Source organism: Planktothrix prolifica NIVA-CYA 540, from assembly GCF_963864145.1.
Classification (GTDB): Bacteria; Cyanobacteriota; Cyanobacteriia; order Cyanobacteriales; family Microcoleaceae; genus Planktothrix; species Planktothrix agardhii.
Genome location: NZ_CAWLTW010000001.1, coordinates 1,001,191 through 1,026,844, shown reverse-complemented (window position 1 = coordinate 1,026,844; position 25,654 = coordinate 1,001,191). Strand labels below are relative to the sequence as shown.

Here is a 25,654-nt window from a genome sequence, read left to right as displayed (position 1 = left end):
TCAGTTAAGTTGTAGCATCTTTTATCCAAAATTATCAGTTTTGTTTTTTGATGTCTGATTTAACTAAAACTCCGGGTTCTTTTTGGATGGGTAACACATCTAAAATATCCTCTTGGGCGCAATACTGCAAGTCTTCATAACACCCTAAACGTAATAATCGTTGACCATGACTGGCATGATTTAACAGTTCAAACAGGTTATTTTGCCATTGGGAATAAAGGGAAATAGCGGCAAAAACTTCATCATTTCCCGCAAAATCATCTAAAGGATAACCCATTTCATGAACTAAATTTTGGGCCACTGCTCCGGCACAGGCGGTATCTTCGAGGGAAAAACTACCTTCCCAACCAGAACCTAATACCCAAACGGTTTCTGGACTTTTGGCGATCAAATATTCCACAATGGCCCGTCGATTAATAAAAGCGGCGGTCAAGACGACCGGGGTGGCTTGTATCCTTTCTAAACTGCGGGTTCCGTTGGTGGTGGTCATAAACAATCGTTTGTTTTTGACAAATTCTGGGGTACAACTCAGGGGAGAATTGCCTAAATCAAATCCTTCTACCTTGGCCCCACCCCTTTCACCGACCCGGATGCGTTTATCGGCCGGCCAGTTTTCGCTGGTTTGCAGCAACGAGTCAATGTCACTGAAAACCTGCACCGCCTCGGCTCCAGCGTTTAAAGCGGTGGCAATGGTGGTGGTGGCGCGTAGTACGTCCACGACGATGGCACAGTCGGGAAGAACATTCGCAGGGGCTAGTTCAGGAGTATGATAGACAAAAAATTTCACGGTTGGGGTTATGTTTGATAAAATTGTCAGTTTTCATTTTACATAAAAATTGATCAAAAATTGATCATTAGATGAATTAAATCTTAAATTGACGAATACTTTCAGATAATTATAGCATGGTTTTATGAATAATCAACGAATTTTATTTTTAAGTAATGGTCACGGTGAGGATACTTGTAATGGGGAGATTATTAAGCCGTTATTATCTTTAGATACAAATATTAAAATCGCCGCCGTTCCTATTGTGGGAGAGGGTAATATTTATAAAGAGTTGGGAGTTACAATTTTGACCCCGACTCGAACTTTGCCATCGGGAGGATTTTTATATATGAATCCTTTGGTTTTTTTACAGGATATTGCATCGGGTTTAATTGGTTTATTGGGGAAACAATTAAAAATTATTTGGAAACAGGCTAAGGATTATGATATTTTAATGGTGACGGGAGATATTGTGGTGGCTGCGATCGCTTATTTCACAAAAAAACCCTATATAATTTTTCTATCTGCCTATTCTAGTTATTATGAAGGTAAACTAAATTTAGGGTTAATTCTGCCGTTTTTTCTTAATTCTCCTCGCTGTTTAGCTATATTTACCCGTGATAATTTTACCGCAGAGGATTTACAAAAACAAGGAATTAGAAAAGCTCAATTTGTCGGGACTCCCATGATGGATAATCTGACTCCCAGGGGAGTTAATTTAAACCTTGATTCTGCATCCCTAATGATTGCGTTGCTTCCTGGTTCTCGTATTCCTGAAGCTAGAAATAATTTAATCTTGCTGTTAAAATTAGTGGAAATGATTGATCAAATTAGTTCCCAAAAAATTCAATTTCGGGTAGCTGCGGTGGGGAGTTTAATGGCGGAATTAGATCAAATTGCCATAAGTTTAAATTGGCAACATCAAAACGGCAGATTAACTAATAAAAATGGTTTAGAGGTTATTTGTTATTCTGATAGTTTTGCCGATATTCTAAACGCGGCTAATTTAGTTCTAGGAATGGCGGGAACTGCGAACGAACAAGCGGTCGGTTTGGGCAAACCTGTGATTACAATTCCTGGGAATGGCCCCGCATTTACCTATCGGTTTGCCGAGGCACAGTTAAGATTATTAGGATTATCAATTCAACTAATCGGAACTAAACCTGCGGATGATTCTATCTTAAATCAAACTGCCCAAAAAGTCAAGCAAACCTTAGAAAATACCGAGTATTTAAAATTATGTTTAAATAATGGAGAACAGCGCATGGGAAAACCTGGAGGAAGTTTGAAAATTGCTCAGTTTATTAGAAACTCGGTTTCTGGAAAATTATCATGAAAAATTTTTTATTCAGTAGTTTAATATCCCTATTAAGTTTATCCCAACCCGTTTGGGGTCAAACAAATTCCTTGGCTAAAAACCTTTGTCCTGCGGAACTAGAACCTGCAATTAGTGCGATCGCAAATCGTCCTCAATTTCAACACTCTAGGTGGGGAATTTTAATAGAAACCCTAACTACAAATATAACCCTTTATGAGCGAGATAGTCAATATTATTTTATTCCCGCTTCCACCGTTAAACTATTAACCACCGCCGCCGCCTTACAAAAATTAGGAGCAAATTTTAGGATTAGAACTTCTATTTATGGAGATAGTCAAGGTAATATTTATATTGTCGGGAGAGGCGACCCCAGCTTAACAGAAATTCAACTGCAAGATTTAGCCCAACAGTTAAAAAATCGAGGCATAAATCAGATTAATCAATTAATAGCTGTAGATAGTTATTTTACGGGTTCGCCCATACATTCAACTTGGCAATGGGAAGACATACAAGCGGGTTATGGCGCACCAATTAATAGTTTAATCTTAAATCAAAATTCCCTAGATTTAATCCTATCTCCCCAAACCGTAGGACAACCATTAAAAGTTACCTGGGTACGTCCCGAACAAGCAACGGGATGGACAATAGATAATCAAACACAAACTGTTAGAGAAAATCAACCGGAATTTGTTAATATTGGACGAGATTTAAGCCAACCTATTATTAGGGTTTCAGGACAATTAAGAGTTAATGGAGAACCAGAACCAGTTTATGCGGCTGTTATCGAACCAACCAATAACTTTATCCAACAATTCCAGAAAATTTTAATTAATTCTGGAATCAAAGTATTAGAAACCTCAATTTCTTCTAATTTTTCCTATCCAGAATCAGAATTAGCATTTGTAGAATCTCCACCTTTATCTGAATTAATTAAAACCCTGAATTTGGAAAGTAATAATGTTTTTGCTGAATCTCTATTAAGAACATTGGGGGCGCAAAATTCTCGTTCCGATAGCGTAGAATCAGGATTAAAAGAAATCAAATTAATTTTAAGTAAATTAGGAATTAATCCTAATAATTATCAATTATTTGATGGTTCAGGACTATCTCGAAATAATTTAGTTACGCCCTTAACATTAGTACAAACCTTGAGAATTATGGCGGCTTCTTCTAATGCAGAATTATATAGAAATTCTCTCCCGATAGGGGGAGTTAGTGGAACTTTAAAAGCACGGTTTAAAGACAATTCTGCTACAGGAATTATACAAGCTAAAACTGGAACTTTAACCGGAGTTACATCCTTAGCGGGGTATATTTCATCCCCAAATTATCAACCATTAGTTTTTAGTATTACCATTAATCAAAGCAACTTATCTCCTCAAGAACTCAGACAAGCAGTTGATGAAATAGTATTACTATTAACACAATTAAAATCATGTCCCTAAGTTGTTGCGCTTTAGCGCATCTTATTATTCTATTTCAATCAAGATGCGCTTAAGCGCAACAACGTTTGGTATAATATTGATTAAATATAATCAATAAGAGTTGATAATGAACCTACCTACAGCAACCTTATTAGTTTCTTGTCCCGACCAAAAAGGTATTGATTTAGTAGTTCTCCCTAAATATATGCAGATTTTAACTCCCAAAATTGTCGAAAACTTCTCCCAAATCATCAATATTCATCATTCATTTCTTCCCGCTTTTGCCGGGGCCAATCCCTATCAAAGAGCGCACGAACGCGGGGTTAAAATTATCGGTGCAACCGCCCATTATGTAACCGCAGATTTAGACGAAGGGCCAATTATTGAACAGGATGTCGTGCGGGTTAGTCATCGGGACACCGTAGCAGATTTAATCAGAAAAGGCAAGGATTTAGAACGATTAGTTTTAGCTAGGGCGGTTCGTTTACACATCCAAAATCGCGTGTTAGTCTATGGAAATCGAACCGTTGTTTTTGCTTAAATACTCAAAGGAAATGATCAAATGAGCCAAACTTTAGAAAATTTACAAACAGAATGGGACGCGATTAAAGATCAAATTAATGCGGTCAAAGCTGAATATAATAGGTTAAGAAGTAAGCGTTCTAACTTTCATGTTACTGTTTTATTTTCCTCGGATTCTTCCCCTGAATCCTTAGCCACCTTACAACAACAAACCCAAGACGAAGCCCAGCGTTGGTCATTGAATTTACAACAACTCGATCAAGAAATTCAAGCCACTCGGATTAAATTAAGACAAGTTAGGGCTAAACTCGCCGTTAAACAGGCTCAAATTAATCGCTTTCAGGCTCAAAAAAATTGGATTGAACTTAAAAAAAATTGTGATCGTATTAATCAATTGGCTAATAGTTTAGAAGAAGAAATTTTTTTATTATGTAAAAACGCAGAAAATTTTCAACCTATTTCTGAAAACTGGCTGCCTAAACATCCTCAATTATTGGAATTAGAAACCATAAATATTCCCTATGTTAAAATAGAGGAGAAGCAATTTAAGCTAACCAGTAAACCGATTAATTTCAATTTGGAATGAAGGTAAAACCGTGGATTAAGATTTTTTTGTGGATGGGAATTGCCATCGGAATTATTGTCGGATGTTATGCTGGATTGCCCGATGATAAAATAGAGTCAATTTCCTCCCATTCTCAAACTCAAATTACACCTTCTCCTGCCTTGATATCTCCTCAACTAGATACAATTGATCCGCCTCAACTATGGAGTCATATTAAAGTGTTAGTAGGAGAAAGATTTCAAGATTCTGATCGACAAAGGGTGCGAAATTATTTGATCAAACAATTGGAATTATTCAACTTTGCTCCCAGTTTACAATCCTTTGATCAAGGTGTTAATATTGTAGCGGAACACCCAGGAACCGATCCAAAAGCCGGAGTAATCTTACTCGCTGCCCATTATGATACTGTTCCCAATTCTCCGGGTGCTAATGATAACGCCAGTGGGGTAGCGGTAATTTTAGAAATCGCCCGTTTATTGGCTCAAAAAAACACACTTCGGGGCTTAAAGATTGTCTTTTTTGATCAAGAAGAAGTCGGGCTTTTAGGAAGTTTTGCCTTTACGGAAAAAACCCAAAATTTGACAAATTTACAAGCGGCAATTATATTAGATATGGTAGGTTATGCCTGTCATTTACCCGGCTGTCAAACCTATCCTTCAGGAATTGCTATAACTCCCCTTTTAGAAGCTGCTGGAGTTGAATTTCCAGACCGAGGAGAATTTTTAACCGTAGTGGGAGAAATTCAAAATTTATCCCTATTAAAAGTGTTTCAAAGGGTCGGTCAATCCATTAAAATATCAACCTCTAATTCCGTTCAATTTCCGCCCCTTGTAGCTGTACCTATTCCCTTAAAAGGTTTGCTCACACCGGATGTTTTACGCAGTGATCATGCTCCCTTTTGGTATCAAGGTATTCCGGCGGTTTTAATCACCGATACGGCGAATTTGCGATCGCCCCATTATCATCAACCTAGTGATACAATGGCTAATTTAGATCCCAACTTTTTTGAAGGATCAGCCACAATCATTTATAATGTAGTTGCTGAACTTCTAAATAGTCAGACCCCCTTTAATATTCCCCATTCCCTTAATTAAATCAATTATTTATGATCTAATATGAAGACTCAAGAAAACCTACGACAGCTATTATTTGATCTGGATAATCGAGGTTATAAAGCTTATAAAGATATTGTAGGGACTTATGAATTTCCCAATTTCACCCTAATTATTGATTATGTTCAAGGCGATCCCTTTGCTGCACCGAGTAAATTCCGTGTTCAAATTCCCCCAACAATTGCCGGATTTCCTGCTGAATTATACCGCACTCACAGCCGTGAAATTGCCCTGCGAGACTATCTAATTCGGGAATTTGATCAAAATGCAATCGAGATTAGTAGCCATCGGGGAACGGGCAAAAGTGGCATGATTGCGGTGACAAAAATGGGTCAAGAAATATTAGAACGGACGGCCGCTTCTACTTCAGAAAAAGGGGTAGAAATGCGTTTTTTTGTCGGACTTCCTGCCCGGGGACGCAATATTTTAGGTCGTCAAGCCACGATGATGATTTGTGATGATATTCCCAGCCTGGTAGACCGATCTTTAAGATATCAAAATTTAGATAAACAGGCTATTAAACGTCATATTGAAACGGCAGAAGATGCGGATTATTTACGGGAACAATTAGCCGAAAAAGCGTTAGTTGCCTTTGTCGCCAATGGTGCAATTTTACCCCGTAAAAGTGGGGTTGATAGTCGTCCTTTGACAGAAAATGTGATTAATTTTCAATCCCCAAAATCCTTAGAAGTGGAGTTTAATTGTCCCAACCAAGGATTAATTAAAGGCATGGGAATTTCTCAAGGAATCAGTTTAATTGTCGGTGGCGGTTATCATGGGAAATCAACCTTATTAAAAGCAATTGAATTAGGGGTTTATAATCATATTCCTGGGGATGGTCGGGAATTTGTAATTACCAATCCATCGGCGGTAAAAATTAGGGCAGAGGATGGTCGCAGTGTGGCAGGAGTGGATATTTCTGCATTTATTAATCAATTACCTCAAGGTCGTTCGACAACGCAATTCTCCACGGAAAATGCTAGTGGAAGTACCTCCCAAGCTGCTAATATTATGGAGGCATTAGAGGCATTAGTTTTAGCCGAAAATTCTCCCTCAATTCCGGCTGTATTATTAGTAGATGAAGATACCGCCGCCACTAATTTTATGATTCGCGATCGCCGAATGCAAGCATTAATTTCTAAAGATCAAGAACCAATTACTCCTTTTATTGATAAAGTTCGCCAACTTTATCATGATTATTCTGTGTCTACTATTTTAGTCATGGGAGGCAGTGGGGATTATTTTGATGTCGCAGATCAGGTAATCGGAATGGAGAATTTTCAAGCCTTAGAATTAACAGCAAAAGCCAAAGAAATCGCCTATCAATATAGTACGGGTCGCACCTTAGAAGGGGGTGAAAACTTTGGTGTTATTCGTCCGCGAATTCCTCTTTCTGAAAGTTTAGATCCCAGTCGGGGACGTTGGGATGTGCGGGTGAAGGTTAGGGATGTGGATGAGGTATTATTTGGAACCGAAGATATTGATGTTTCTGCGGTGGAACAATTGGTTTCTCAAGATCAATTACGCGCGATCGCGGCGGCAATGGTTTATGCTAAACAACAGTATATTAATGGAGAGAAAACCCTACCTCAAATTTTAGATCAAATTATGAATGATATTGCCAGCAAAGGATTAGATATTATTGCCCCATTTCCCCAAGGAGATTTAGCAATATTCAGACGATTTGAATTAGCTGCGGCTATCAACAGAATTAGAACCTTAGAAGTCAAACAATCTTAAAGTGATCCTCCCTTAATAAAGGGAAAATGGATAGTTAAACCTTGATAAATTCTCTAATTCATTTAACTTTTTATTGACAATTATTAATGATTATGTTCCCTATTCCTCTCCGAGTTACTGTGGTTTTTGGGACTCGCCCAGAAGCGATTAAATTAGCCCCTGTAATTCAACAGTTAAAACAAACGTCTGGATTTGATACCCAGGTGGTTTTAACTGGTCAACATCGAGAAATGGTGGCCCAGGTGATGACGTTATTCAATTTAACCGCAGACCAAGATTTAGACATCATGCAAGCGCGGCAAACCTTAACGGATATTACCTGTAAAAGTTTACGGGGATTAGAAGATTTATTCAAACAATTAAATCCCCATTTAGTATTAGTTCAAGGAGATACAACCACGGCTTTTGCTGCAAGTTTAGCCGCTTTTTATCAAAAAATTCCCGTTGGTCATGTTGAAGCCGGATTACGCACCAATGATGTGTTTAATCCCTATCCTGAAGAAGCTAATCGGCGGTTAATTTCTCAGTTAACCCAATTACATTTTGCCCCCACGACTCAAGGAGTTCAAAACCTGAAAAATTCTGGAGTTTTAGGAGAAATTCATCACACTGGAAATACAGTTATTGATGCTTTATTATCCGTTGCTAAACAACAACCTCAACTCCATATTCCTGAATTAGAAAATAGGGACTATCGGTTAATTTTAGCCACAGTTCATCGGCGGGAAAATTGGGGAAAACCCTTAGAAGGAATCGCGGAAGGATTCCTAAAAATTCTGAATGAATTTCCTGATACGGCCCTATTATTACCTTTGCATAAAAATCCAACGGTTAGGGAACCTTTAACCGAAAAATTAGGGAATCATCCCCGGATATTTCTCGCCGAACCTTTAGATTATACCGAATTAGTGGCGGCGATTGATCGCTGTTATTTTGTATTAACGGATTCCGGGGGATTACAAGAGGAAGCACCCAGTTTAGGAAAACCGGTATTAGTATTAAGAACAACTACAGAACGTCCTGAAGCTGTGGAAGCAGGAACCGCTAAATTAGTTGGGACAAGATCACAGGATATTTTTACAGAAGCGAGTCTATTATTAAAGAATGAAATTGCCTATCAAAACATGGCAAATGCCATTAATCCCTTTGGGGATGGTCACGCTTCGGAACGGATTATTAATATTATCAAAAATTATTTTAATCCTATCAACAATTAAACCAACACCGTTGTTGCGATTCATCGCATCCTAGTTGTTGCGATTCATCGCATCCTAGTTGTTGCGATTCATCGCATCCTAGTTGTTGCGATTCATCGCATCCTAGTTGTTGCGATTCATCGCATCCTAGTTGTTGCGATTCATCGCATCCTAAACCGTTGTTGCGATTTATTGCCGAGGTACTGTTAAAGTGGGAAGAAAGCCCTGAAGGGCTTACTACGATTGCCGAGGTACTGTTAAAGTGGGATGATGCCGTCATCCAAATGCGCCAGGATTTAATAGCTGAATCCACACTGTGTTTTAACTATATTGTCCTGGTGATTACAGCCTGTTTAATTGCTACCTTTGGATTATTAAGTAATAGTACCGCCGTGATTATTGGGGCGATGTTAGTGGCTCCGATTATGTTACCCCTGCGGGGATTAGCCTTTGGTCTTTTAAAAAGTGATCAAGAATTATCTCGCCGTGGTATTATCTCGATTATTGTGGGAACGGTGGTGGCACTAATATTATCAATGATCTTAGGAAAAGTAACCGGGATTCAAGATTTTGGTTCGGAAGTTTTAGCCCGAACTGAACCGACATTAATTGACTTGGGAATTGCCGTTGTAGCGGGGGGATTAAGCGGTTTTACCAAGGTAGAAAAGGGAATTAGTGATGCAGTAGCCGGAACCGCAATTGCCGTGGCTTTAATGCCTCCCTTATGCGTGGTTGGTTTAACTTTATCCCAAGGTTTTTTTGATTTAAGTTATGGCGCAACATTACTTTATTTAACCAATTTAATTGGGATCGCCTTAGCTTGTATGATCGTTTTTATTTTAGCAGGTTATTCCCGACTGCGAAAACAATTTGTTTTAACATTAATTGTTGCTTCTGCTTTAGCAATTCCTTTAGGAATTAGTTTTTTACAGTTCGTAACTCAACTGCAACTACAAACTGATTTAAGAAATATTTTTGAACAGCAAACCTTAACGGGACAACGGGTAGATTTACAGGAAACTTATATTGATTGGAAACAAGATCCTCCTATTGCTTATTTAAAAGTTCGAGCTACCGAACCTGTTACTCCAAGACAAGTCGGTTTAGTTCAAGATTTTATTAATCAAAAAATGAGGCAGAATTTTACATTAGTTTTTTTAGTGGAAGACATTGAACGAGTAGAGGCGGAAAAGGAATAGATATTAACCCTTAATTCTTACTCCTTTGCACCCTATTATCACCTGTTATTAAAAACCACCAAAATCAAGGGGACTGGATACAGGACTGGTGAAAACAAAATAAATAATTCCTGACCCTAATAATGTAATTGCTAAACTAAATAAAATCACCCAACGGTCAGGGGGTTCATAACTATCTTCTTCAATATCTCGACGGACAACAAAATATTGAAACGTCGATAATAATACGGTTAATAAACCTACCCCGGAAAATAATAATCCTAATTTCCAGCCATAACCGGGGCCAGGGACAGCAATGGGTTGAAAAGCGCGCAGACGTAAAATCACCACCCCAAATCCCATTAAACCAACCGCAGTTCGCATCCAAGCTAGATAGGTACGTTCATTGGCTAAATGATCTCGAACCCGGGAGGGATTGAGTTTTTTTCGCTTTTGATTAGTTTCAGGTTTAGAGTCTGGTAAGTCCATCGATTTAGAGGAGTTAGTTTCGGTATAATCTTCAGTTTTCATTGTTTAGAATTAAAAAAAATAGAGAGAACTGTCTTAACCTAGATTGTGGAAATTGCCAGTAGTCAATTTATGATTGAAGGGTTTCAGAAATAGCCCCTTAATTCTAAAATTCAACTCAGGTTATTTTATCGGGACTAGAAAATAAGACCCAAGCATAACTAATGAACAGGGCTAGAAGTGCTAATAAAAGGTTCTCTTTGACGATCAAAACTCCTAAACCAATTAACACACAGGGAACAAAGGTATGACCATACCCGGTTAAAATTCTGGAAATAGCGGGAAAACGGGTTAACCGATAGGCAAGATAACACCAAACCCCTACCAGGAATAAAAATGTACATATTATGGTTAATAGACTTTCCCAACTACTACTGGCAAATAGGGTAAAATAAATCGCAATATTATCACTACCATTGGCAACCGTTATCGCTGCAACTCCATAGATTTGAGGAGATAACCAATTTTGCCAGAAAGAAGGGTTATTTGATATTTTTAGAGTTTCTACATCTTTTAAATCTTCCTCCTTGTCTGTTTTGGATTTTAATAGATAAGAAATCCCAAAAATCACCGGAACTACACCTAACCAGCGAATCCAATCATAAGGAATAAATAAACTGCCAAAAAAACCGGGCAAACTGGCAAGTAAGAGCAGAACAAATCCTAAATATTGACCGATGATAATTTGGCGAGGGCGGAACTGATCATTGACTTTGGAAAAAAATAGGGTGAGGATGAGAAGATCATCAACATTTGTGGCGGTAAAGGTGGCAATTCCAGTGAAAATATCAGCAATTAATGGGTTCATTTTTTAGGGTTTTTTGTGTTCTTAGTCTTCTGAATTCGTTCCCTCAGTATGTGTTGGAGTTTTAGGACGAGGAATTCGTTGCCGTTTATAAAAGGGTTTATAAACTCGTAGCCGATAAATTGAAGTCAGTTTGACTTTTTTGAACCCTCTTAAAATGAGTAAGGTCATTAAGGTTCCAATTAAACTCATCCGCCATAATCCACATCCAGCGGCAGTTCCTAAACCTGCGGTTAACCATAAAGCTGCTGCCGAAGTTAGTCCTTTAACTTTGGGTTTAAGATTGGGTCTTGACTGCTGCAAAATAATTCCTGCCCCAATAAATCCCACTCCCGTTGCAATGCCTTGAATACTACGACTCAAAGCATTAGTTGAGTTAAGATCAAACCCGGCTTGTAGGGTAATCATCACAAAAATTGCAGCCCCTAAGCTAACAACCATATAGGTTCTCAGTCCGGCTGGTCTACTTGGTTGCTCACGATCTAATCCAATCACACCTCCAATTAACAAAGCTATTCCTAAGCGGAAAATAATGGTTAACCAGTCATCGGACAGAAAAAACATTGGGTTAGAATTGACAGCCATTGATAATATAAACTCCAAGGAAAGATTCTAATTATTCTCGATAACCTGATCATCAAGTTTATCAAGTTAGTTATCAAAAAAACTAACTAATTAAATTTCATAATGCCAAAAAGGTTGATGTCCAGGGAGAATAATAAATTGCCGATTCAACCGTTCAATGATACCTTGCTGTTCAAATTCTTTCAAAAGTCGGGTGACAGTGACTCGTGTTGTCCCGATACTTTCAGCAATTTCCTGATGGGTTAAATGAAACTCAATCAGTTGTCCATGGGGAACATCACTACCAAATTTGTTGGCTAATAAGATGAATAGTTTATGTAAAGCTGCATCAACGGGACGAGAATGGACAATTTCTAAAAAGGTTTGCAGTTGATGAATATGTTCAATTAATAGGGGATGTAAGTCATCAAATTCAGAGATGGGAACGGAGGTTGCCTGAACGGGGGTGACACATTCCATATAGTAGGGGTCAGATTTCGATAAAACCCGGGATACCACATCCCCTACCCCCCATAAACCCAGGGTAACAACGGTTCCATTTTCCAGGTAGGTGAAGGTACGCACAACACCCGACTCAATTCTCCACAGGTGATCCCGTCTTGCCGGAAGTTGGTCACGACGCTGGAAGTAACGCTGTTGCTGACTAAATTCAGGGGCAATCCTTTGAGCTAAAGTCATGTAAGATACAGACTAAGTGAAATTCAACTAGAATTGTAAAGCATATTACCTCAATTTGCATTAGAATACAATTATGATTGTATTAAATTCTGTTTATTCCCCATTCAGACTAATCCCAATCCCCTGATTATGCGCGAGGTAAGTGACTTTATAATGGCTGGAATGACCCTAGAGCAACTGCGAATTTTTTTGGCTGTGGCGGAACATCTACATTTTACCCGGGCGGCTGAAGGCCTTTATATTACCCAACCTGCGGTGAGTGCTGCGATTCATAGTTTGGAAACGGAATATCGAGTTAAGTTATTTCATCGGATTGGTCGCCATGTTGAAATTACAGAAGCGGGAGAATTACTACAACTTGAAGCCCAAAAAATATTGGAACAAGTGGCTTTAACTGAACGGGGATTAAGAGAGTTAAATAATCTCCAACGGGGGGAGCTAAAATTAGGTTCTAGTTTAACCATTGGTAACTATTGGCTACCGGAAAAAATTAGTCAATTTCAACGGCAATATTCAGGAATTATGGTCAATTGCACCTTAGCAAATACGGAAGAAATTTGTTTAGGGACAGCCAACGGACAGTTTGATTTAGGCTTAATTGAAGGAGAAGTAAAACCTTCCCTGCAAAAATTGTTAAATCAAGAGGAAATTGGTAGCGATCGCTTATTAATTGTTGTCGGACAATCCCATCCTTGGTTTGCGCGAGAACAGGTTGATTTAGCCGAACTCAAAAATACGGATTGGGTAATGCGAGAACCGGGTTCTGGGACTCAACAACGTTTGGAAGAAGCATTGCAAAATTGGGGAATTAACCTGAATGAATTAAAGGTTATTTTAGTTTTAAATACCGGAGAAATGGTGAAAGCTATTGTCGAAGAAGCTCATGTGGCGGCGGGAATTTCTGAACTGATGGTTAAAAAAGAATTAAAATTAGGATTGTTAAAAGCAATTAGGATTATTGATGATCGTCAAAATTCTGGTCAAGAATTAGAATTAATTCGACCTTTTTTAAAAATTAAACATTACCAACGGTTTCAAACCCAAATTTCTCAAACCTTTGAAAAAATGTTATTATTAAATGACATAAATATATAATAGATCAATCAACGATTAAGTAAGGTGTCCAGATTGAATCTATGAATTGACTTATCATCCAGAACTAAGGGTAGTTTTCCATTCCATTGAGCAACAACTTGCCTTTGCAATATTTGTGGAGTTAATGTTTTTTGCAACAAAGCATTAGCTTCCGCTTCTCCTTTAGATAAATTAACTTTAGCTTCAGCTTCCTTAATGGCTTTTAAAACTAAAAAACCAGCTTTTTTAGCATCCTGTTCAGCAATTTGTTTGGCTTCCACAGCATCCATAAACCGTTGGGAAAAATGAACATGAACCAGAGAAATATTATCCACTTGAATATGATAATTAATTAATTGACCCGTTAATAAATTATCAACTTCTGATTTTACATTTTCTCGGCGAGTAATAATTTCTTCGGCGGTATATTTTGCCATTACTGCTTTAAGAATTTCTTCAATAACAGGATTAATAATCGCTTCTATAATAGCTTGTTCATCCCCAATTTGTTGAAAGGCTAAATTCGCTTCTTCAGGAATAATATGCCAATTCAAGGCTACATCGGTAAACACCTCTTGTAAATCTTTAGATGATGCTTCGGCGGATATTTCCTGTTTTTGAATACGGACAGTCATCTTTTCTACGGTTTCCGCCACAGGAATAATAAAATGCAATCCTTCACCCAAAATTTCAGTCTGAACTTTCCCGAAAACCATAAAAATCCCCCTTTCTCCAGCCTTAACAATTACCAGGGGATTAAAGAATATCAGGAATAATAATAACAAAAAAAATAGATTAATGGGTTTCAACAATTCTGAATATCTTGGCATTGATGTAATTATAATTCAAGGGTTAACTTAAGTCGATGATTGATTATTTGGAATGGGATTAAACTGATGAATATTGAACAATAAACTACTAAAAATTGACCAAGTTATCGCCAAAAACCAACCCCCTAGAATATCACTAGGAAAATGAACTCCTAAATACAGTCTTGTCCAAGCAATTGCTAGGGCAAATAATCCCCCTAAACTAATTACTAACCAGCGCCACTTTGTCTTCCAAGTTAGAATTATTAAAGTGATCACAAAAGTCATACTTAATGTAGCATGACCACTGGGGAAAGAAAAATCTCCAGGTAGAGGATAGGAAGATTCAAACAAACTAGGTCGCATCCGATGGAAGAAAATTTTAGTGGATACACTGATAATTCCACTACCTAAAATAGTTAAAACTAAATATAAGAGCGATCGCCATTTTTTGTGATATCCTAAAGTTAAAATAACTGGAATTATCAGTAACCCAATTCTAGGGAATATACCAAGAGAAGTTAAAATGATAACTAAGGGTTCAATTTCTGGTTGCCAGGTGGAATGAATTGCAGATAAAATCGACAGATCCCAGGAAAAACCACTGGCATTTTCACCGACTTTTAAAGCTAGAATTCCAAACAAAAGTAAAGGTAAAGAAATGCCTAATATTAAAAACCGCCAATGCAGGATGAACCACTTTTGCACAGAACCCCAGTCCCCAAATGACGGTTTATTTGGACTCAAATCAGACATGATCTTTTCCTCAAACTGCACGGATGTACAGTCTAATGAGGTAACAGTGAAAGGTCAATCACATTAGACTGAACTAATGCTACCATAACCAGAGTAAAAGCGGTTGATGAAAATACACCTATTGCTAAATCTTTCTTGATATTTCGTTCAGGAGTCGAAGATTCAACGACATTCATGGCTCCATATTGCATGAGTAAAATTCCCACTAAATTAGAGAGCCAATATCCTAAAATAGAACTAGGAAAAAATAAGTCTTGAGACAATTTGCTAAAAACATATCCAAACCCATAAGCAATAGGTAAGTTAAAAATTAAATCATTCCACCAGCACAACGGAGACATCATAAAACCTAGAAAAACTAAGATTCCGCCAATCATTTTTTTAGACATAAATACCTCTATTGTTTACAGTTTCAACCCAGTTGATCTCAAGTTTTATCAAAAATACTCTGCAAAAGCCAGAAACCAAATTTTCTGGCCATGATTTGGGGTTTGAAATCAATTTCTGTCAAGATTGTACATGAATCATGCCTGAATTTCAATACATTTAGAATTAAATTTACCTTCAAGACCCCCAAGTTAGCCCGATTAAAGTCCCTCGCAGTCCCCATGGGGGTTGTTGAGGAACCTTGATCTCCATTTGGCCACTATAGAGCTTTTTTGCATCTCAGGAGTTTCTAAAACAGGCCAATTTTCTAAGACTCGTTTTTTTCATTAATTAGGGTGTCCCCAACCGCCCCATTTTTCTGATAGGTGAGGGTAAGGCGATCGCCTGCTAAACTTTTATAACTTATATTTTCCTTAATTTTTACAATCTTGATTGACAATTTCCGTTTGATATAATGCCATTTTCAACCATAAAATAATCTGTTCATAATAGTTTCAACCGTTGAGAGTGGGAATCAATTTTTTCATAAATTATAAGTCATAACTCGGAACATTTAGGATAAAATAGGAAACGCAGTCAATCGGAGGATTTGTCAGATGGGATATGCGATCGATGTTAATCAATCTAACTTTGAGCAAGAGATCATCAAGGTTTCCTATGAAAAACCTGTATTGATAGACTTTTATGCCACTTGGTGTGGCCCTTGCCAAATTTTAAAACCAATCTTAGAAAAGTTGGTGAAAGAATACGATTTTATTTTAGCAAAAATTGATATTGATCAAAGTCCTGAATTAGCAAGTGAATATCAAGTCGAAGGTGTACCCGATGTCAGAATTGTTGATCAAGGAGAAGTGCGTCCAGGTTTTGTTGGTGCTTTAACGGAAATCAAAATTCGGCAAACCCTGAGTCAAATGAATTTAAAATCTGATTTTGAACGGAGTTTAGAAGCGTTAAAAAATGCAATTACTGATCGAAAATTTTCCCAAGCTAAACAATTACTTGATCAGCTATTTTCTGTCTATCCAGATCGACCGGAGGTGGTGTTAGAAGCGGGTAATTTTTTAATTGTGTTAAACCAATTTGAAAATGCTGAAAAACTGTTAAATACAATTCCAGAAGATCAGCGAGAATTTTTTCTGAAAGCTCAGGCGTTGAAACAATTAATTCAATTTAAAAAAGATGCTACCGCCTCTGGAGATAGCGAATTAGAACAGAATTATGCTAAAGCCTGTCAATTGACTTTAGATCAGGTATATTCCGAGGCTTTATCTTTGTTTTTAGAGATTGTGGCAACCCATCGTAAATTTAAAGAAGATGCCGCAAAAAAAGCGATGTTAACTATTTTCAATTTACTCGGAGACGAACATCCTTTAACCCAGGAATATAGGAAAAAATTAATGCTAGAATTATATTAGAGAGAAGGGAATAGGGAATAGGGAATAGGGAATATAACCTTTTATTATCATTTAAAATGGAATCGACAATTTAACGGCTTTTCCATTAATTATTTTCTCTAAAAACTAATACATTATGACCAATGCTTCACTGATTTTAGGGGAATTAAATGATCGAGATATAGACTGGATGGTGACAGAAGGTAAACGAGAAACCATTCAAGCTGGTGCTATTCTGATCGAAGAAAATCAACCCCTGGATGCTCTATATATTGTATTGAGTGGAACCCTAAATGTTTCTGTGGCTGCATTGGGGAATCAAATTGTCGGAAAAATCGGTGAGGGTGAGGTATTAGGAGAAATGTCTTTTGTTGATGGACGTTTACCCTCGGCTACGGTACAGGCGGCGGCAGAATGTTATGTATTATCTATTTCTCGACCTCTGTTGTCTCAAAAATTAGAAGAAGATGTTTTATTTTCTTTGAGATTTTATCGTGCTATTACTAAGTTTTTATCCTCTCGTTTACGGGCAACAGTGAACAATCTTGGCTGTGATGAAAACACTAATTCATTAGCTAATAAACTACCTCAAAATGGTATTCAAACTGAGCAAGATCATCGTTTAGATTGGATTATGCAGCGTTTAAGTGGATAAGGAACTCGATATTTTATGTAAATTCCAATATTTATTATCTTAAAATAAGGATAAAAGCTAATGATTTTAGGTCAAAAAAAAGGTTTAATTTTTTTGTCGGTAGTCTTAAATTTAGTCGGTTTTAGTGTAGCAAATTTAGTGATAAATTCTGCCATTACTCCTGTCATCTTATCGGCTCAACCTGAAAATCCGGTGGCTAAACAATTAGTAGGAAAATGGCAAGTTCCCACAAATCTTTACTCCGGTATTATTTTTACTGAGGATGGCAAGATTTATATATTTGTAACACCCATAGAAGCCATACAATTACAATACACGATTGATCCGACTTTTAAACCCGGATTTATGCTGTTTCGTGATCCTCAAGGAAAAATTGTTGGAACTGCAATTTTTGAATTACAAGAAGATGGACAACTTCAGTTAGACTTAAATATTAGTGGGGATGAACAACCCGCGATTACAACATTTAAGTCTCAACCTTTGCTGTTTAAAAAAACATCTGAAGACCCTAGAATTGGCACTTCAGTTACTATTAAAATGCCAACAGCATCGGAATTAAAAGAACAAGCTGATCGAGATACCCAATTAGAAGCACAACAATATATTGACATTATGAATCGAGGTAATCAAGCCAGTTATACTAAGTATAATGTTTTTGGGAATAATTTAGAGGAATTTATTAAAGGTCTTCCCGAAGAAACTCGAAATTATCGCTATAATATTAGAGTTATTGATGAAAAAAATATGGTTCAATCTGTCGCGGTGGCGAAACGAGACGGATTAAAAAGTTATATTGGAATGGTTTATCTTGAACCTTCACCTATTAATAGTATCAACACGAAATCAATTATTTGTGAGAGTGATCAACCGACCCAAAAAGTTTCTGCTCAACCCGTATTATTCAGCACTCAAGCGATCAATTGTCCTGCGGGATATTCGATAGTAAATTAGGAGTTATTTTTATAAGGGCAATTCATGAATTACCCTTACTTTCTATCACCGTATAGATTAATAGAACTTTAAGACGCAGTGACTTGATTCGTCAAAGGATTTCCCTGCTCAAAATCAGAAAAATTAGCAATCGTTGTCCGGGCAATATCATCTAAAGCATTTTCAGTAAAAAAGCCTTGATGGGCAGTAATCACAACGTTAGGAAAAGATTGCAGTAATTGAAAAGTATCATCTTGAATAATTGTCGTAGAAAGATCCTCAAAGAAAAGTTTGTCTTCTTCTTCATAAACATCAATACCGACATAACCAATTTTCTCTGATTTAATCCCTTCAATCACTGCTTTTGTATCCACCAATTTTCCCCGACTGGTATTAATTAACATTACCCCTGATTTCATTTTGGCAATAGTTTCCTGATTAATCAGATGGTGAGTTTCAGGAAACAAAGGACAGTGGAGAGAAATAACATCTGAACGTTTCCAGAGTTCTTCTAAAGAAACATATTCAGCATTTTCTAGTTTCTCAAAATTGGGATTAGGATAAACATCATATCCCAAAAGATGACAGCCAAATCCCGCCATGATTTGGGCAAAAATCTGCCCAATTTTTCCCGTACCCACCACCCCGACGGTGCGATTATGGAGGTCAAACCCTAACAATCCATCTAATGCAAAATTATCATCCCGAACCCGATTATAGGCCCGATATAATTTGCGATTGAGCATCAGAATTAATCCCACGGCGTGTTCAGCAACAGCATAGGGGGAATACTCCGTGACTCGTACCACTTTAATCCCTAACTCAGCCGCAGTTTTGAGATTAACATTATTAAATCCTGTACAACGAAGGGCAATTAACTTTGTCCCTTGAGATGCTAAGATTTCCAGGGTTTCTGTTCCTAAATCATCATTCACAAAAACACAGACCGCAGGAAATCCAGCCGCTAGTGATGCGGTTTGGGGTTGCAAACGAGCATCAAAGAAAACTAACTCATGATTCGCTTTAGAGATGGTATTCTCTAGCTCAAGAAATCTGCGATCGTAGGACTTGGTACTAAAAACAGCAACTTTCATGGGTAGATTGTTAAACGTTACAACACTTTGATAGGATAACAGAAGAATTTTCAGAAATATCATTGCTTCTGTATCGGGCTAAATATCTTGTAACATTATTAGGTAAGGGAATCAATCTATTGATCGAGGATAGGGTGTTTTAAAATATAATTTATAAAGTTTTATTCAAGATAAATTTTCAAGTTATACAGATTATAGTTAATGTTCAAGAATATAGGAGTCTATTTTTTGTGGAAGAACGGATATACTGGTTAGCATGGTCACAAATTAATGGGGTAGGTTCTATCTCAATTCAGCGTCTAAAACAGCATTTTCAACGATTAGAAATTGCTTGGCAAGCAACGACAAATGAGTTAAGGTCAGTTGAAGGTTTTGGCCAGCAAACGGCTGAGAAAATTGTCCAACAGCGATCGCAAATTAACCCCCAAGAATTCTTAGAACAACATACTGCTAAAAACCCCTATTTTTGGACTCCTGCCGATGCCGAATATCCCCGATTATTATTAGAAATTCCCACCTTTCCTCCGGTTTTATATTATCGGGGAAAAGTTGAAACCAATGAAAATCAAGGGATTACTCCTACGGTTGCTATTGTTGGAACCCGCACTCCCACGGAATACGGTTGTCGCTGGACTCGTCAAATTAGTATGACCTTAACCCGTCGAGGATTTACGATTGTTTCGGGGATGGCGGCGGGAATTGATACCCAAGCTCACCGCAGTTGTTTGGAGGTCGGAGGACGAACTATTGCAGCGTTAGGAACTGGGGTAGATATTGCCTATCCTAAAGAAAATCGTCAACTTTGTGAAGCGGTGATTAATCAAGGATTATTAGTTAGTGAATATCCATCGGGAACTAAACCCAATCCCCGTCATTTTCCCCAACGAAATCGGATTATTGCCGGGTTAAGTCGAGCAGTTTTTGTGATGGAAGCTCCCCAAAAATCCGGGGCATTAATTACGGCTCATGTTGCCAATGAATTTTGTCGAGATGTTTATGTTTTACCCGGTCGTTTGGATGATCAAAATTCTCAGGGGTGTTTGAAATTAATTAATGGTGGGGCGAGTCTAATTCCGGTTAATTTAGACGAATTACTCGAACAATTAGGAGCAATACCACCTTTAGATGAACCTCAACAATTATCTTTATTTGAAATTCCGGTTCAACCCCCAAAATCTATACCGGATTTAGACCCCGAATTATCTAAAGTATTACAAGCACTTTCATCGGAACCGATGGCTTTTGATCAAATTATTGTTAATCTGAATTTAGACGCTGGCAACGTATCCGCAGCATTATTACAATTAGAATTATTAGAATTAGTGGAACAATTGCCTGGAATGCGATATAGAAAATTAGCGTAATCTATATAGGGAACAGTAAGATTAGAAAATATAGCAACATTCAAGGCGGTTAGGACACAATTTATTTCTGTTTTTTTACAACTGATTTTTTACAACTTATGACTGATGACTGTTTCGGTTCTTAATTCTCGTAACATTTTGCTAGTTCCAGCATCAATCGCTTTTTGCACCAATTGTGGAATAAGTTCCGTTAGGGATAACTCAGGAAAGGTAGGACTATTAACAGTTTCAGTGTAACCTTGATCAGAAAGTAAGTAAATTTTTAACTGTTGATTTCGATAAATCCAAACTTCAGGAACCCCGATGGCTTCGTAGACATCTAAAGTCGTTTTAGAGGTAACATCCGCTTCTATGGCTAAGTCTGGGGGTGGATACTGTTTTAAATCTAAGTTGGTACAACCTTGCACCCGTTGGGCATTTTCGATATAAAAGCAAGTATCGGGTTCTATTCCGCCAATCGGTGGACGTTTGAGGGTCGTTGAACCAAAATCCTCCCAGTCGCGCCCTTGAATATCTAAAATCGTTTTAAGGATATCGGCGATAATCCGATGGGGACGTTCATGCAGTGCCAAAGGGGACATAATTTCTAGGGTTCCTCGGTAGTAGGTAACGCGGCTGTTGCGTTTTTCTCCTAAGTCGATCAGAATTTGTTCAAAATCTTGCCAGGACAGGTTAGAAATAGTAATCTGGCTGCCCGGAGTGAGTTTAATCGCTTGAATAGGAAAAGTTACACTCATGTTTTTGCCTTGTGTTAATTCGCTGTTTCCTTAATATTAATCCTCAAAACCTATCCCACTTCTCAGGTTAGGATATTATTTTTGTTTAGCATTGGCTTTTTTCTTAGCATCTTTAGCTGCTTTTTTAGCTGCTTTCTCCGCTTCTAATTTTGCTAACTGTGCTTGTTCTTTCTCCTCCGCTAGTTTATCCAGATAATAATGATAATCCCCTAAATAAACCCGAAACTCTCCGTCACGAATTTCGACAATTTTATTGGCAACTTTAGAAATAAAATACCGATCATGGGAAACAATTAAAACCGTTCCATCGTAATGTTGAATTGCTTCCTCTAACATTTCTTTGGCGGGAATATCTAAATGGTTTGTAGGTTCATCTAAAATTAAGCAATTCACAGGTTGGAGTAATAATTTTGCTAAGGCTAAACGAGCTTTTTCCCCTCCACTTAACGCATTAACCTGTTTTAAAACCGTATCTCCACTAAATAAAAACCGTCCCAATAAAGTCCGAACTTCTTCATTTTTCCATTCGGGAACTTCATCATGGATAGTATCCATAACGGTTTTTTCTAAATCTAATGCCTCGGCTTGATTTTGTTCAAAATACCCTGGAATAACGTTATGTTCTCCTAAACCAACCTTGCCCTCCGTTGCTTCTTCTAAACCCATAATTAAACGCAATAGCGTTGATTTTCCGCAACCATTCGGCCCTAAAAAGGCAATGCGATCGCCTCGTTCCACTAATAAATCCGTACCTAAAAACAAGACTTTGTTATCATAAAAGTGGGTTAAATCTTGAATATTGACAACTTCTCGACCACTTCTCACCGAAGCCGGAAATCGAAATTTCAGGGTCGCAGAAGAAGAACTGGGGGCTTCAATTCGTTCTATTTTATCCAGTTGTTTTTCCCGACTTTTGGCTTGGGTACTGCGGGTGGCACTAGCCCGAAATCGTTCCACAAAAGCCTGTTGTTTTTCTAACTCTTTTTGCTGGCGATCATAGGCACTTAATTGAGCTAATTCGGCATCTTCTTTTTGTTGTAAATAAGCGGAATAATTCCCTAAATAGGTTTTAGAAACCCCCTGTTCTGTTTCCACAATTTGGGTACAGAGACGATCTAAAAATTCTCGGTCATGGGAAACAATTACCATCGGAGTTGTTAACCCTTTGAGATAAACTTCTAACCATTCAATGGTTTCTAAATCTAAATGGTTAGTCGGTTCATCTAATAATAATAAATCCGGTTCTTGGAGTAAAATCTTTCCTAAACTCATACGCATTTGCCAACCGCCACTAAAGGCACTAACTAAGCGATCGCCATCTTCCGACTCAAACCCCATTTCCGGTAATATTTTCTCAATTTGAGACTCTAAGGTATATCCCCCAATCGCTTCAAAATCTCGATGTAAACGATCTAATTTTTTAATTAATTGATCTAACTCCTCTGGACTAGCAGTTTGCATTTCATGTTGTACCTCAGTCAAGGATTCTTGAATTTGATTAGCGGCTTTAAATACCGTCCAAAATTCCTCCCGCACCGTATGGGTTGGGTTAACTTCAAATTCTTGGGTTAAATAGGCAATTTTCAAACTAGCCGGACGAATAATTTCCCCAGAAGTTGGTTCCATTTCTCCCGCAATAATTTTTAATTGCGTTGATTTTCCCGCCCCATTTACCCCGACTAAACCAACGCGATCGCCCGGCTTAACTTCCCAATTCACATCCTTAAGAACTAAACCTGTAGAATAAATTTTACTAATATGTTCAAGTCGTAACATTGAGAATCTCCTTAACTATAATAAAAGAAAGAACACGGATTAAACGGATTAAGATGATTACACGGATTACGCTTCTTGCTTCGCTCTTAATATTTAATTGAGCGCAGCAAGGAACCTAATCTGTGAAATCCGTGAAATCCGTTTAATCCGTGTTCTGCTTTGCTGCTTTATAGGTTTCTACCGCCTTTTGAATAATAGCTTTAAAAGCTTCAGGATCCCAGGGTTTGGTAATACACTTAAAGATATTAGTTGATGCCATGTTTCCAGAATCTAAATCCAAAGCATCTTCAGAATAACCCGTGAGCAGAATTCTAATGGTATCAGGGAAAAGCTGGGTAACTTGGGTGAAAAACTCAATCCCAGTCATTTCGGGCATACTTTGGTCAGAAATGATTACCGCCATTTCCCCTTCGGTGTCGAGAATATTCATCGCCCCCGAAGGACTATCGGCTCTAAATACCTGAAATTCCCGCCGGAATGTCCGATAGAGCAGATCGAGATTATCTGGCTCATCATCAACCACCATGAGTTTCAGTTTGCTTTCAGGCATACTTTTATCTCTAAAACTTATTTATAAAAAAGGCGAGACTCCAAAGAGTTCTCGCACTTTCCGCATCCAGGGCTAACCTAATGGGCGCTCTCGGTGATCACACTCATCAAAGCCAAAACCCCTTGAATTACACTGAAACTGGACTAGATGTGGAATTTGCTAATTCAGCCAATCTTTCCTCTTGATCCTTAACAATACAGGCACTGAGTACACTTTCCAAACTTCCTTCTAAAATCGTAGCTAGAGTGAAGTTTTCACCTAAGCGGTGATCCGTAACTCGACTATCTTTATAGTTATAAGTCCGAATTTTTTCAGAACGTGACCCGGTTCCCACCTGGGAACGTCGCATAGAAGTTACGGCTTCCTGTTGTTCCCGCAGTTTTGCTTCGTACAACTTGGCCCGTAAAATCTGCATCGCCCGTTCTCGGTTTTTTAGCTGACTCCGTTCTTCGGTACAGAAAATCCGAATCCCCGAAGGTTTATGGAACAGGTCAACAGCCGTTTCCACCTTGTTAACATTTTGACCACCAGCACCCCCGGAACGAGCCGTGGTCATCTCAATATCCTTGGGGTCAATAGCGATTTCCACTTCATCGACCTCGGGCATAATTGCCACCGTTGCCGTAGAAGTATGAACCCGACCACCCGCCTCCGTTACCGGAACACGCTGAACCCGATGAACTCCCGCCTCAAATTTGAGTTTACTGTAAACGCTGTCCCCTTGGATTTCTAAAATAGCCTCCTTAAAGCCCCCCATATCGGCGACGGACTCACTGACCATACTTACCCGCCAGCCCTGACTTTCGGCATATCGGGTATACATTCGGACTAAATCCCCCGCCCAAATACTGGCTTCTTCCCCTCCGGTTCCCGCCCGAATTTCCAACATGATATTTTTATCATCATTAGGATCACGGGGCAGTAACAGGACTTTCAGAAGAATTTCAAGACGACTAATTTTAGCTTCCAACTCCGCCACTTCTAAAGCAGCCATTTCCCGCATTTCCAGGTCATCCCCGGCTTCTTTCATGACTTGACGAGAGCCAAGCAGTTCTTCTTGAGCCGTTTTCCAGTCCTGATAAGCTAAAACAATTTCTTCCATTGAGGAGCGAGCCATTGCCACCCGTTGAAATTCATCCGGGTCAGTAGCTACATCAGGGTCAGCTAAACGGAGGGTTAACTCATTAAAGGTTTGTTCAATCGATTTGAGTTTATCGACAAGATAAGCATCAGCCATAATCTCAGTTGTCCTTTGTCGGTTCGGTAAAGACGCGCTAATGGCACGTCCCTACTCAGAAATTCAAGATTTAGATTCCCTAAATCTGATTCAGGGCATAGGCACCGGGTGAATTCGAGATGAAATCAACCCTATTAGCCCTGGATTTAAAACAGTCAGTTGTCTGTTGTAAACACTACATACAACTAACCACAGACAAACGACAACCTTGCTATTTTTCCGACTGCTTATCGTCGATCATCCCGTATTTCCGCAGAAAGCGCTCAACTCGTCCTTCTGTGTCTAGGATTTTTTGATTTCCGGTGTAGAAAGGATGATTTCCTGACCACACATCAACATTAAGTCGAGGCTGTGTAGAACCAACGGTAGTGACTAATTCACCGTTACAATAGACTTCGGCTTCTGGATACCATTCAGGGTGAATACCAGGTTTAGGCATGGTTTTGACGTTCTAAATTTTACGAGTTGTCAACC

General features: G+C 38.3%; 27 protein-coding genes and 1 pseudogene. 13 read left to right on the top strand and 15 right to left on the bottom strand.

Going from position 1 to position 25,654, the window contains the following annotated elements; all coding sequences use genetic code 11:
* Positions 1-34: 34 nt before the first annotated feature.
* Complete coding sequence (locus AC559H_RS04790) at positions 35-787, bottom strand: 2-phosphosulfolactate phosphatase family protein (RefSeq protein ID WP_026793886.1); 753 nt, start codon at positions 785-787, stop codon at positions 35-37.
* Positions 788-911: 124 nt separating this feature from the next.
* On the opposite strand from AC559H_RS04790, the gene AC559H_RS04785 reads away from it, so the two are divergent.
* From AC559H_RS04785 to AC559H_RS04750, 8 genes and pseudogenes are all read left to right on the top strand, one after another.
* Entirely contained in the window at positions 912-2,102 is a 1,191-nt protein-coding gene (locus AC559H_RS04785; protein WP_026793885.1) for a lipid-A-disaccharide synthase-related protein, read from the top strand.
* Positions 2,099-3,529, top strand: coding sequence for a D-alanyl-D-alanine carboxypeptidase/D-alanyl-D-alanine endopeptidase (gene dacB / locus AC559H_RS04780; RefSeq protein WP_026793884.1), 1,431 nt, complete (start codon positions 2,099-2,101; stop codon positions 3,527-3,529). Before AC559H_RS04785 ends, dacB begins: the two co-directional genes overlap by 4 nt.
* A 148-nt stretch (positions 3,530-3,677) precedes the next feature.
* A pseudogene (locus AC559H_RS04775) lies at positions 3,678-4,049 on the top strand (formyltetrahydrofolate deformylase); the annotation flags it as partial.
* A 21-nt stretch (positions 4,050-4,070) separates the two neighbouring features.
* Positions 4,071-4,616, top strand: coding sequence for a hypothetical protein (locus tag AC559H_RS04770; protein ID WP_026793883.1), 546 nt, complete (start codon positions 4,071-4,073; stop codon positions 4,614-4,616).
* Positions 4,613-5,689: a M28 family peptidase gene (locus AC559H_RS04765; RefSeq protein ID WP_051319516.1), complete on the top strand. Its 1,077-nt coding sequence runs from the start codon at positions 4,613-4,615 to the stop codon at positions 5,687-5,689. Before AC559H_RS04770 ends, AC559H_RS04765 begins: the two co-directional genes overlap by 4 nt.
* A 21-nt stretch (positions 5,690-5,710) precedes the next feature.
* Complete coding sequence (locus tag AC559H_RS04760; RefSeq protein ID WP_026793882.1) at positions 5,711-7,447, top strand: ABC-ATPase domain-containing protein; 1,737 nt, start codon at positions 5,711-5,713, stop codon at positions 7,445-7,447.
* A 92-nt stretch (positions 7,448-7,539) separates the two neighbouring features.
* A complete protein-coding gene (wecB, locus tag AC559H_RS04755) occupies positions 7,540-8,664 on the top strand; it encodes a non-hydrolyzing UDP-N-acetylglucosamine 2-epimerase (protein WP_026793881.1) in 1,125 nt (374 codons plus the stop codon).
* A 158-nt stretch (positions 8,665-8,822) separates the two neighbouring features.
* On the top strand, positions 8,823-9,842 hold the full coding sequence (locus AC559H_RS04750) for a DUF389 domain-containing protein (RefSeq protein WP_237745550.1): 1,020 nt from the start codon (positions 8,823-8,825) through the stop codon (positions 9,840-9,842).
* 48 nt (positions 9,843-9,890) lie between these two features.
* On the opposite strand, the gene AC559H_RS04745 is transcribed toward AC559H_RS04750, so the two are convergent.
* The 4 genes from AC559H_RS04745 to AC559H_RS04730 form a co-directional block, all read right to left on the bottom strand.
* Positions 9,891-10,352, bottom strand: a complete 462-nt coding sequence (locus AC559H_RS04745; RefSeq protein WP_227350046.1) for a YidH family protein — start codon at positions 10,350-10,352, stop codon at positions 9,891-9,893.
* Positions 10,353-10,467: 115 nt separating this feature from the next.
* Positions 10,468-11,157, bottom strand: coding sequence for a cadmium resistance transporter (locus tag AC559H_RS04740; protein ID WP_026793878.1), 690 nt, complete (start codon positions 11,155-11,157; stop codon positions 10,468-10,470).
* 21 nt (positions 11,158-11,178) lie between these two features.
* Positions 11,179-11,739 carry an MgtC/SapB family protein gene (locus AC559H_RS04735; RefSeq protein ID WP_051319517.1) on the bottom strand — a complete coding sequence of 187 codons (561 nt, stop codon included), beginning with the start codon at positions 11,737-11,739 and terminating at the stop codon, positions 11,179-11,181.
* A gap of 90 nt (positions 11,740-11,829) precedes the next feature.
* Positions 11,830-12,417: a Crp/Fnr family transcriptional regulator gene (locus tag AC559H_RS04730; protein WP_026793876.1), complete on the bottom strand. Its 588-nt coding sequence runs from the start codon at positions 12,415-12,417 to the stop codon at positions 11,830-11,832.
* Positions 12,418-12,546: 129 nt separating this feature from the next.
* Between AC559H_RS04730 and AC559H_RS04725 the strand changes: the two genes are divergently transcribed.
* Entirely contained in the window at positions 12,547-13,512 is a 966-nt protein-coding gene (locus AC559H_RS04725) for a LysR family transcriptional regulator (protein ID WP_227397489.1), read from the top strand.
* Positions 13,513-13,520: 8 nt separating this feature from the next.
* Here AC559H_RS04725 and AC559H_RS04720 read toward each other — a convergent pair whose 3' ends face one another.
* The 4 genes from AC559H_RS04720 to AC559H_RS04705 all read right to left on the bottom strand — a co-directional run bounded on the left by AC559H_RS04720 (position 13,521) and on the right by AC559H_RS04705 (position 15,882).
* On the bottom strand, positions 13,521-14,321 hold the full coding sequence (locus tag AC559H_RS04720) for a prohibitin family protein (RefSeq protein WP_026793874.1): 801 nt from the start codon (positions 14,319-14,321) through the stop codon (positions 13,521-13,523).
* Between the two features lie 27 nt (positions 14,322-14,348).
* Complete coding sequence (locus tag AC559H_RS04715; protein ID WP_036831728.1) at positions 14,349-15,056, bottom strand: phosphatase PAP2 family protein; 708 nt, start codon at positions 15,054-15,056, stop codon at positions 14,349-14,351.
* A gap of 32 nt (positions 15,057-15,088) precedes the next feature.
* Complete coding sequence (locus AC559H_RS04710; protein WP_026786868.1) at positions 15,089-15,445, bottom strand: DUF7980 family protein; 357 nt, start codon at positions 15,443-15,445, stop codon at positions 15,089-15,091.
* Positions 15,446-15,750: 305 nt separating this feature from the next.
* Positions 15,751-15,882 carry a hypothetical protein gene (locus AC559H_RS04705; protein ID WP_267879829.1) on the bottom strand — a complete coding sequence of 44 codons (132 nt, stop codon included), beginning with the start codon at positions 15,880-15,882 and terminating at the stop codon, positions 15,751-15,753.
* Between the two features lie 157 nt (positions 15,883-16,039).
* On the opposite strand from AC559H_RS04705, the gene AC559H_RS04700 reads away from it, so the two are divergent.
* From AC559H_RS04700 to AC559H_RS04690, 3 genes are all read left to right on the top strand, one after another.
* Complete coding sequence (locus AC559H_RS04700; RefSeq protein ID WP_026793871.1) at positions 16,040-16,858, top strand: tetratricopeptide repeat protein; 819 nt, start codon at positions 16,040-16,042, stop codon at positions 16,856-16,858.
* Positions 16,859-16,973: 115 nt separating this feature from the next.
* Entirely contained in the window at positions 16,974-17,492 is a 519-nt protein-coding gene (locus AC559H_RS04695; protein WP_026793870.1) for a cyclic nucleotide-binding domain-containing protein, read from the top strand.
* A gap of 60 nt (positions 17,493-17,552) precedes the next feature.
* On the top strand, positions 17,553-18,443 hold the full coding sequence (locus tag AC559H_RS04690; protein ID WP_026786871.1) for a type IV pilin-like G/H family protein: 891 nt from the start codon (positions 17,553-17,555) through the stop codon (positions 18,441-18,443).
* A gap of 68 nt (positions 18,444-18,511) precedes the next feature.
* On the opposite strand, the gene AC559H_RS04685 is transcribed toward AC559H_RS04690, so the two are convergent.
* On the bottom strand, positions 18,512-19,516 hold the full coding sequence (locus tag AC559H_RS04685) for a 2-hydroxyacid dehydrogenase (protein ID WP_026793869.1): 1,005 nt from the start codon (positions 19,514-19,516) through the stop codon (positions 18,512-18,514).
* Positions 19,517-19,746: 230 nt separating this feature from the next.
* Here AC559H_RS04685 and dprA point away from each other — a divergent pair, with 230 nt between their 5' ends.
* Positions 19,747-20,880 carry a DNA-processing protein DprA gene (dprA, locus tag AC559H_RS04680; RefSeq protein WP_026786873.1) on the top strand — a complete coding sequence of 378 codons (1,134 nt, stop codon included), beginning with the start codon at positions 19,747-19,749 and terminating at the stop codon, positions 20,878-20,880.
* A gap of 89 nt (positions 20,881-20,969) precedes the next feature.
* Here the strand turns inward: dprA and AC559H_RS04675 are convergent, their stop codons facing one another.
* The 5 genes from AC559H_RS04675 to rpmE form a co-directional block, all read right to left on the bottom strand.
* Positions 20,970-21,617 carry a Uma2 family endonuclease gene (locus AC559H_RS04675; protein ID WP_026786874.1) on the bottom strand — a complete coding sequence of 216 codons (648 nt, stop codon included), beginning with the start codon at positions 21,615-21,617 and terminating at the stop codon, positions 20,970-20,972.
* 75 nt (positions 21,618-21,692) lie between these two features.
* A complete protein-coding gene (locus tag AC559H_RS04670; RefSeq protein WP_026793868.1) occupies positions 21,693-23,393 on the bottom strand; it encodes an ABC-F family ATP-binding cassette domain-containing protein in 1,701 nt (566 codons plus the stop codon).
* Between the two features lie 142 nt (positions 23,394-23,535).
* Positions 23,536-23,943 carry a response regulator gene (locus AC559H_RS04665; protein ID WP_026793867.1) on the bottom strand — a complete coding sequence of 136 codons (408 nt, stop codon included), beginning with the start codon at positions 23,941-23,943 and terminating at the stop codon, positions 23,536-23,538.
* A gap of 127 nt (positions 23,944-24,070) precedes the next feature.
* Entirely contained in the window at positions 24,071-25,180 is a 1,110-nt protein-coding gene (prfA, locus tag AC559H_RS04660) for a peptide chain release factor 1 (protein ID WP_026793866.1), read from the bottom strand.
* Between the two features lie 211 nt (positions 25,181-25,391).
* A complete protein-coding gene (rpmE, locus tag AC559H_RS04655; RefSeq protein WP_026786878.1) occupies positions 25,392-25,619 on the bottom strand; it encodes a 50S ribosomal protein L31 in 228 nt (75 codons plus the stop codon).
* Positions 25,620-25,654 lie beyond the last annotated feature (35 nt).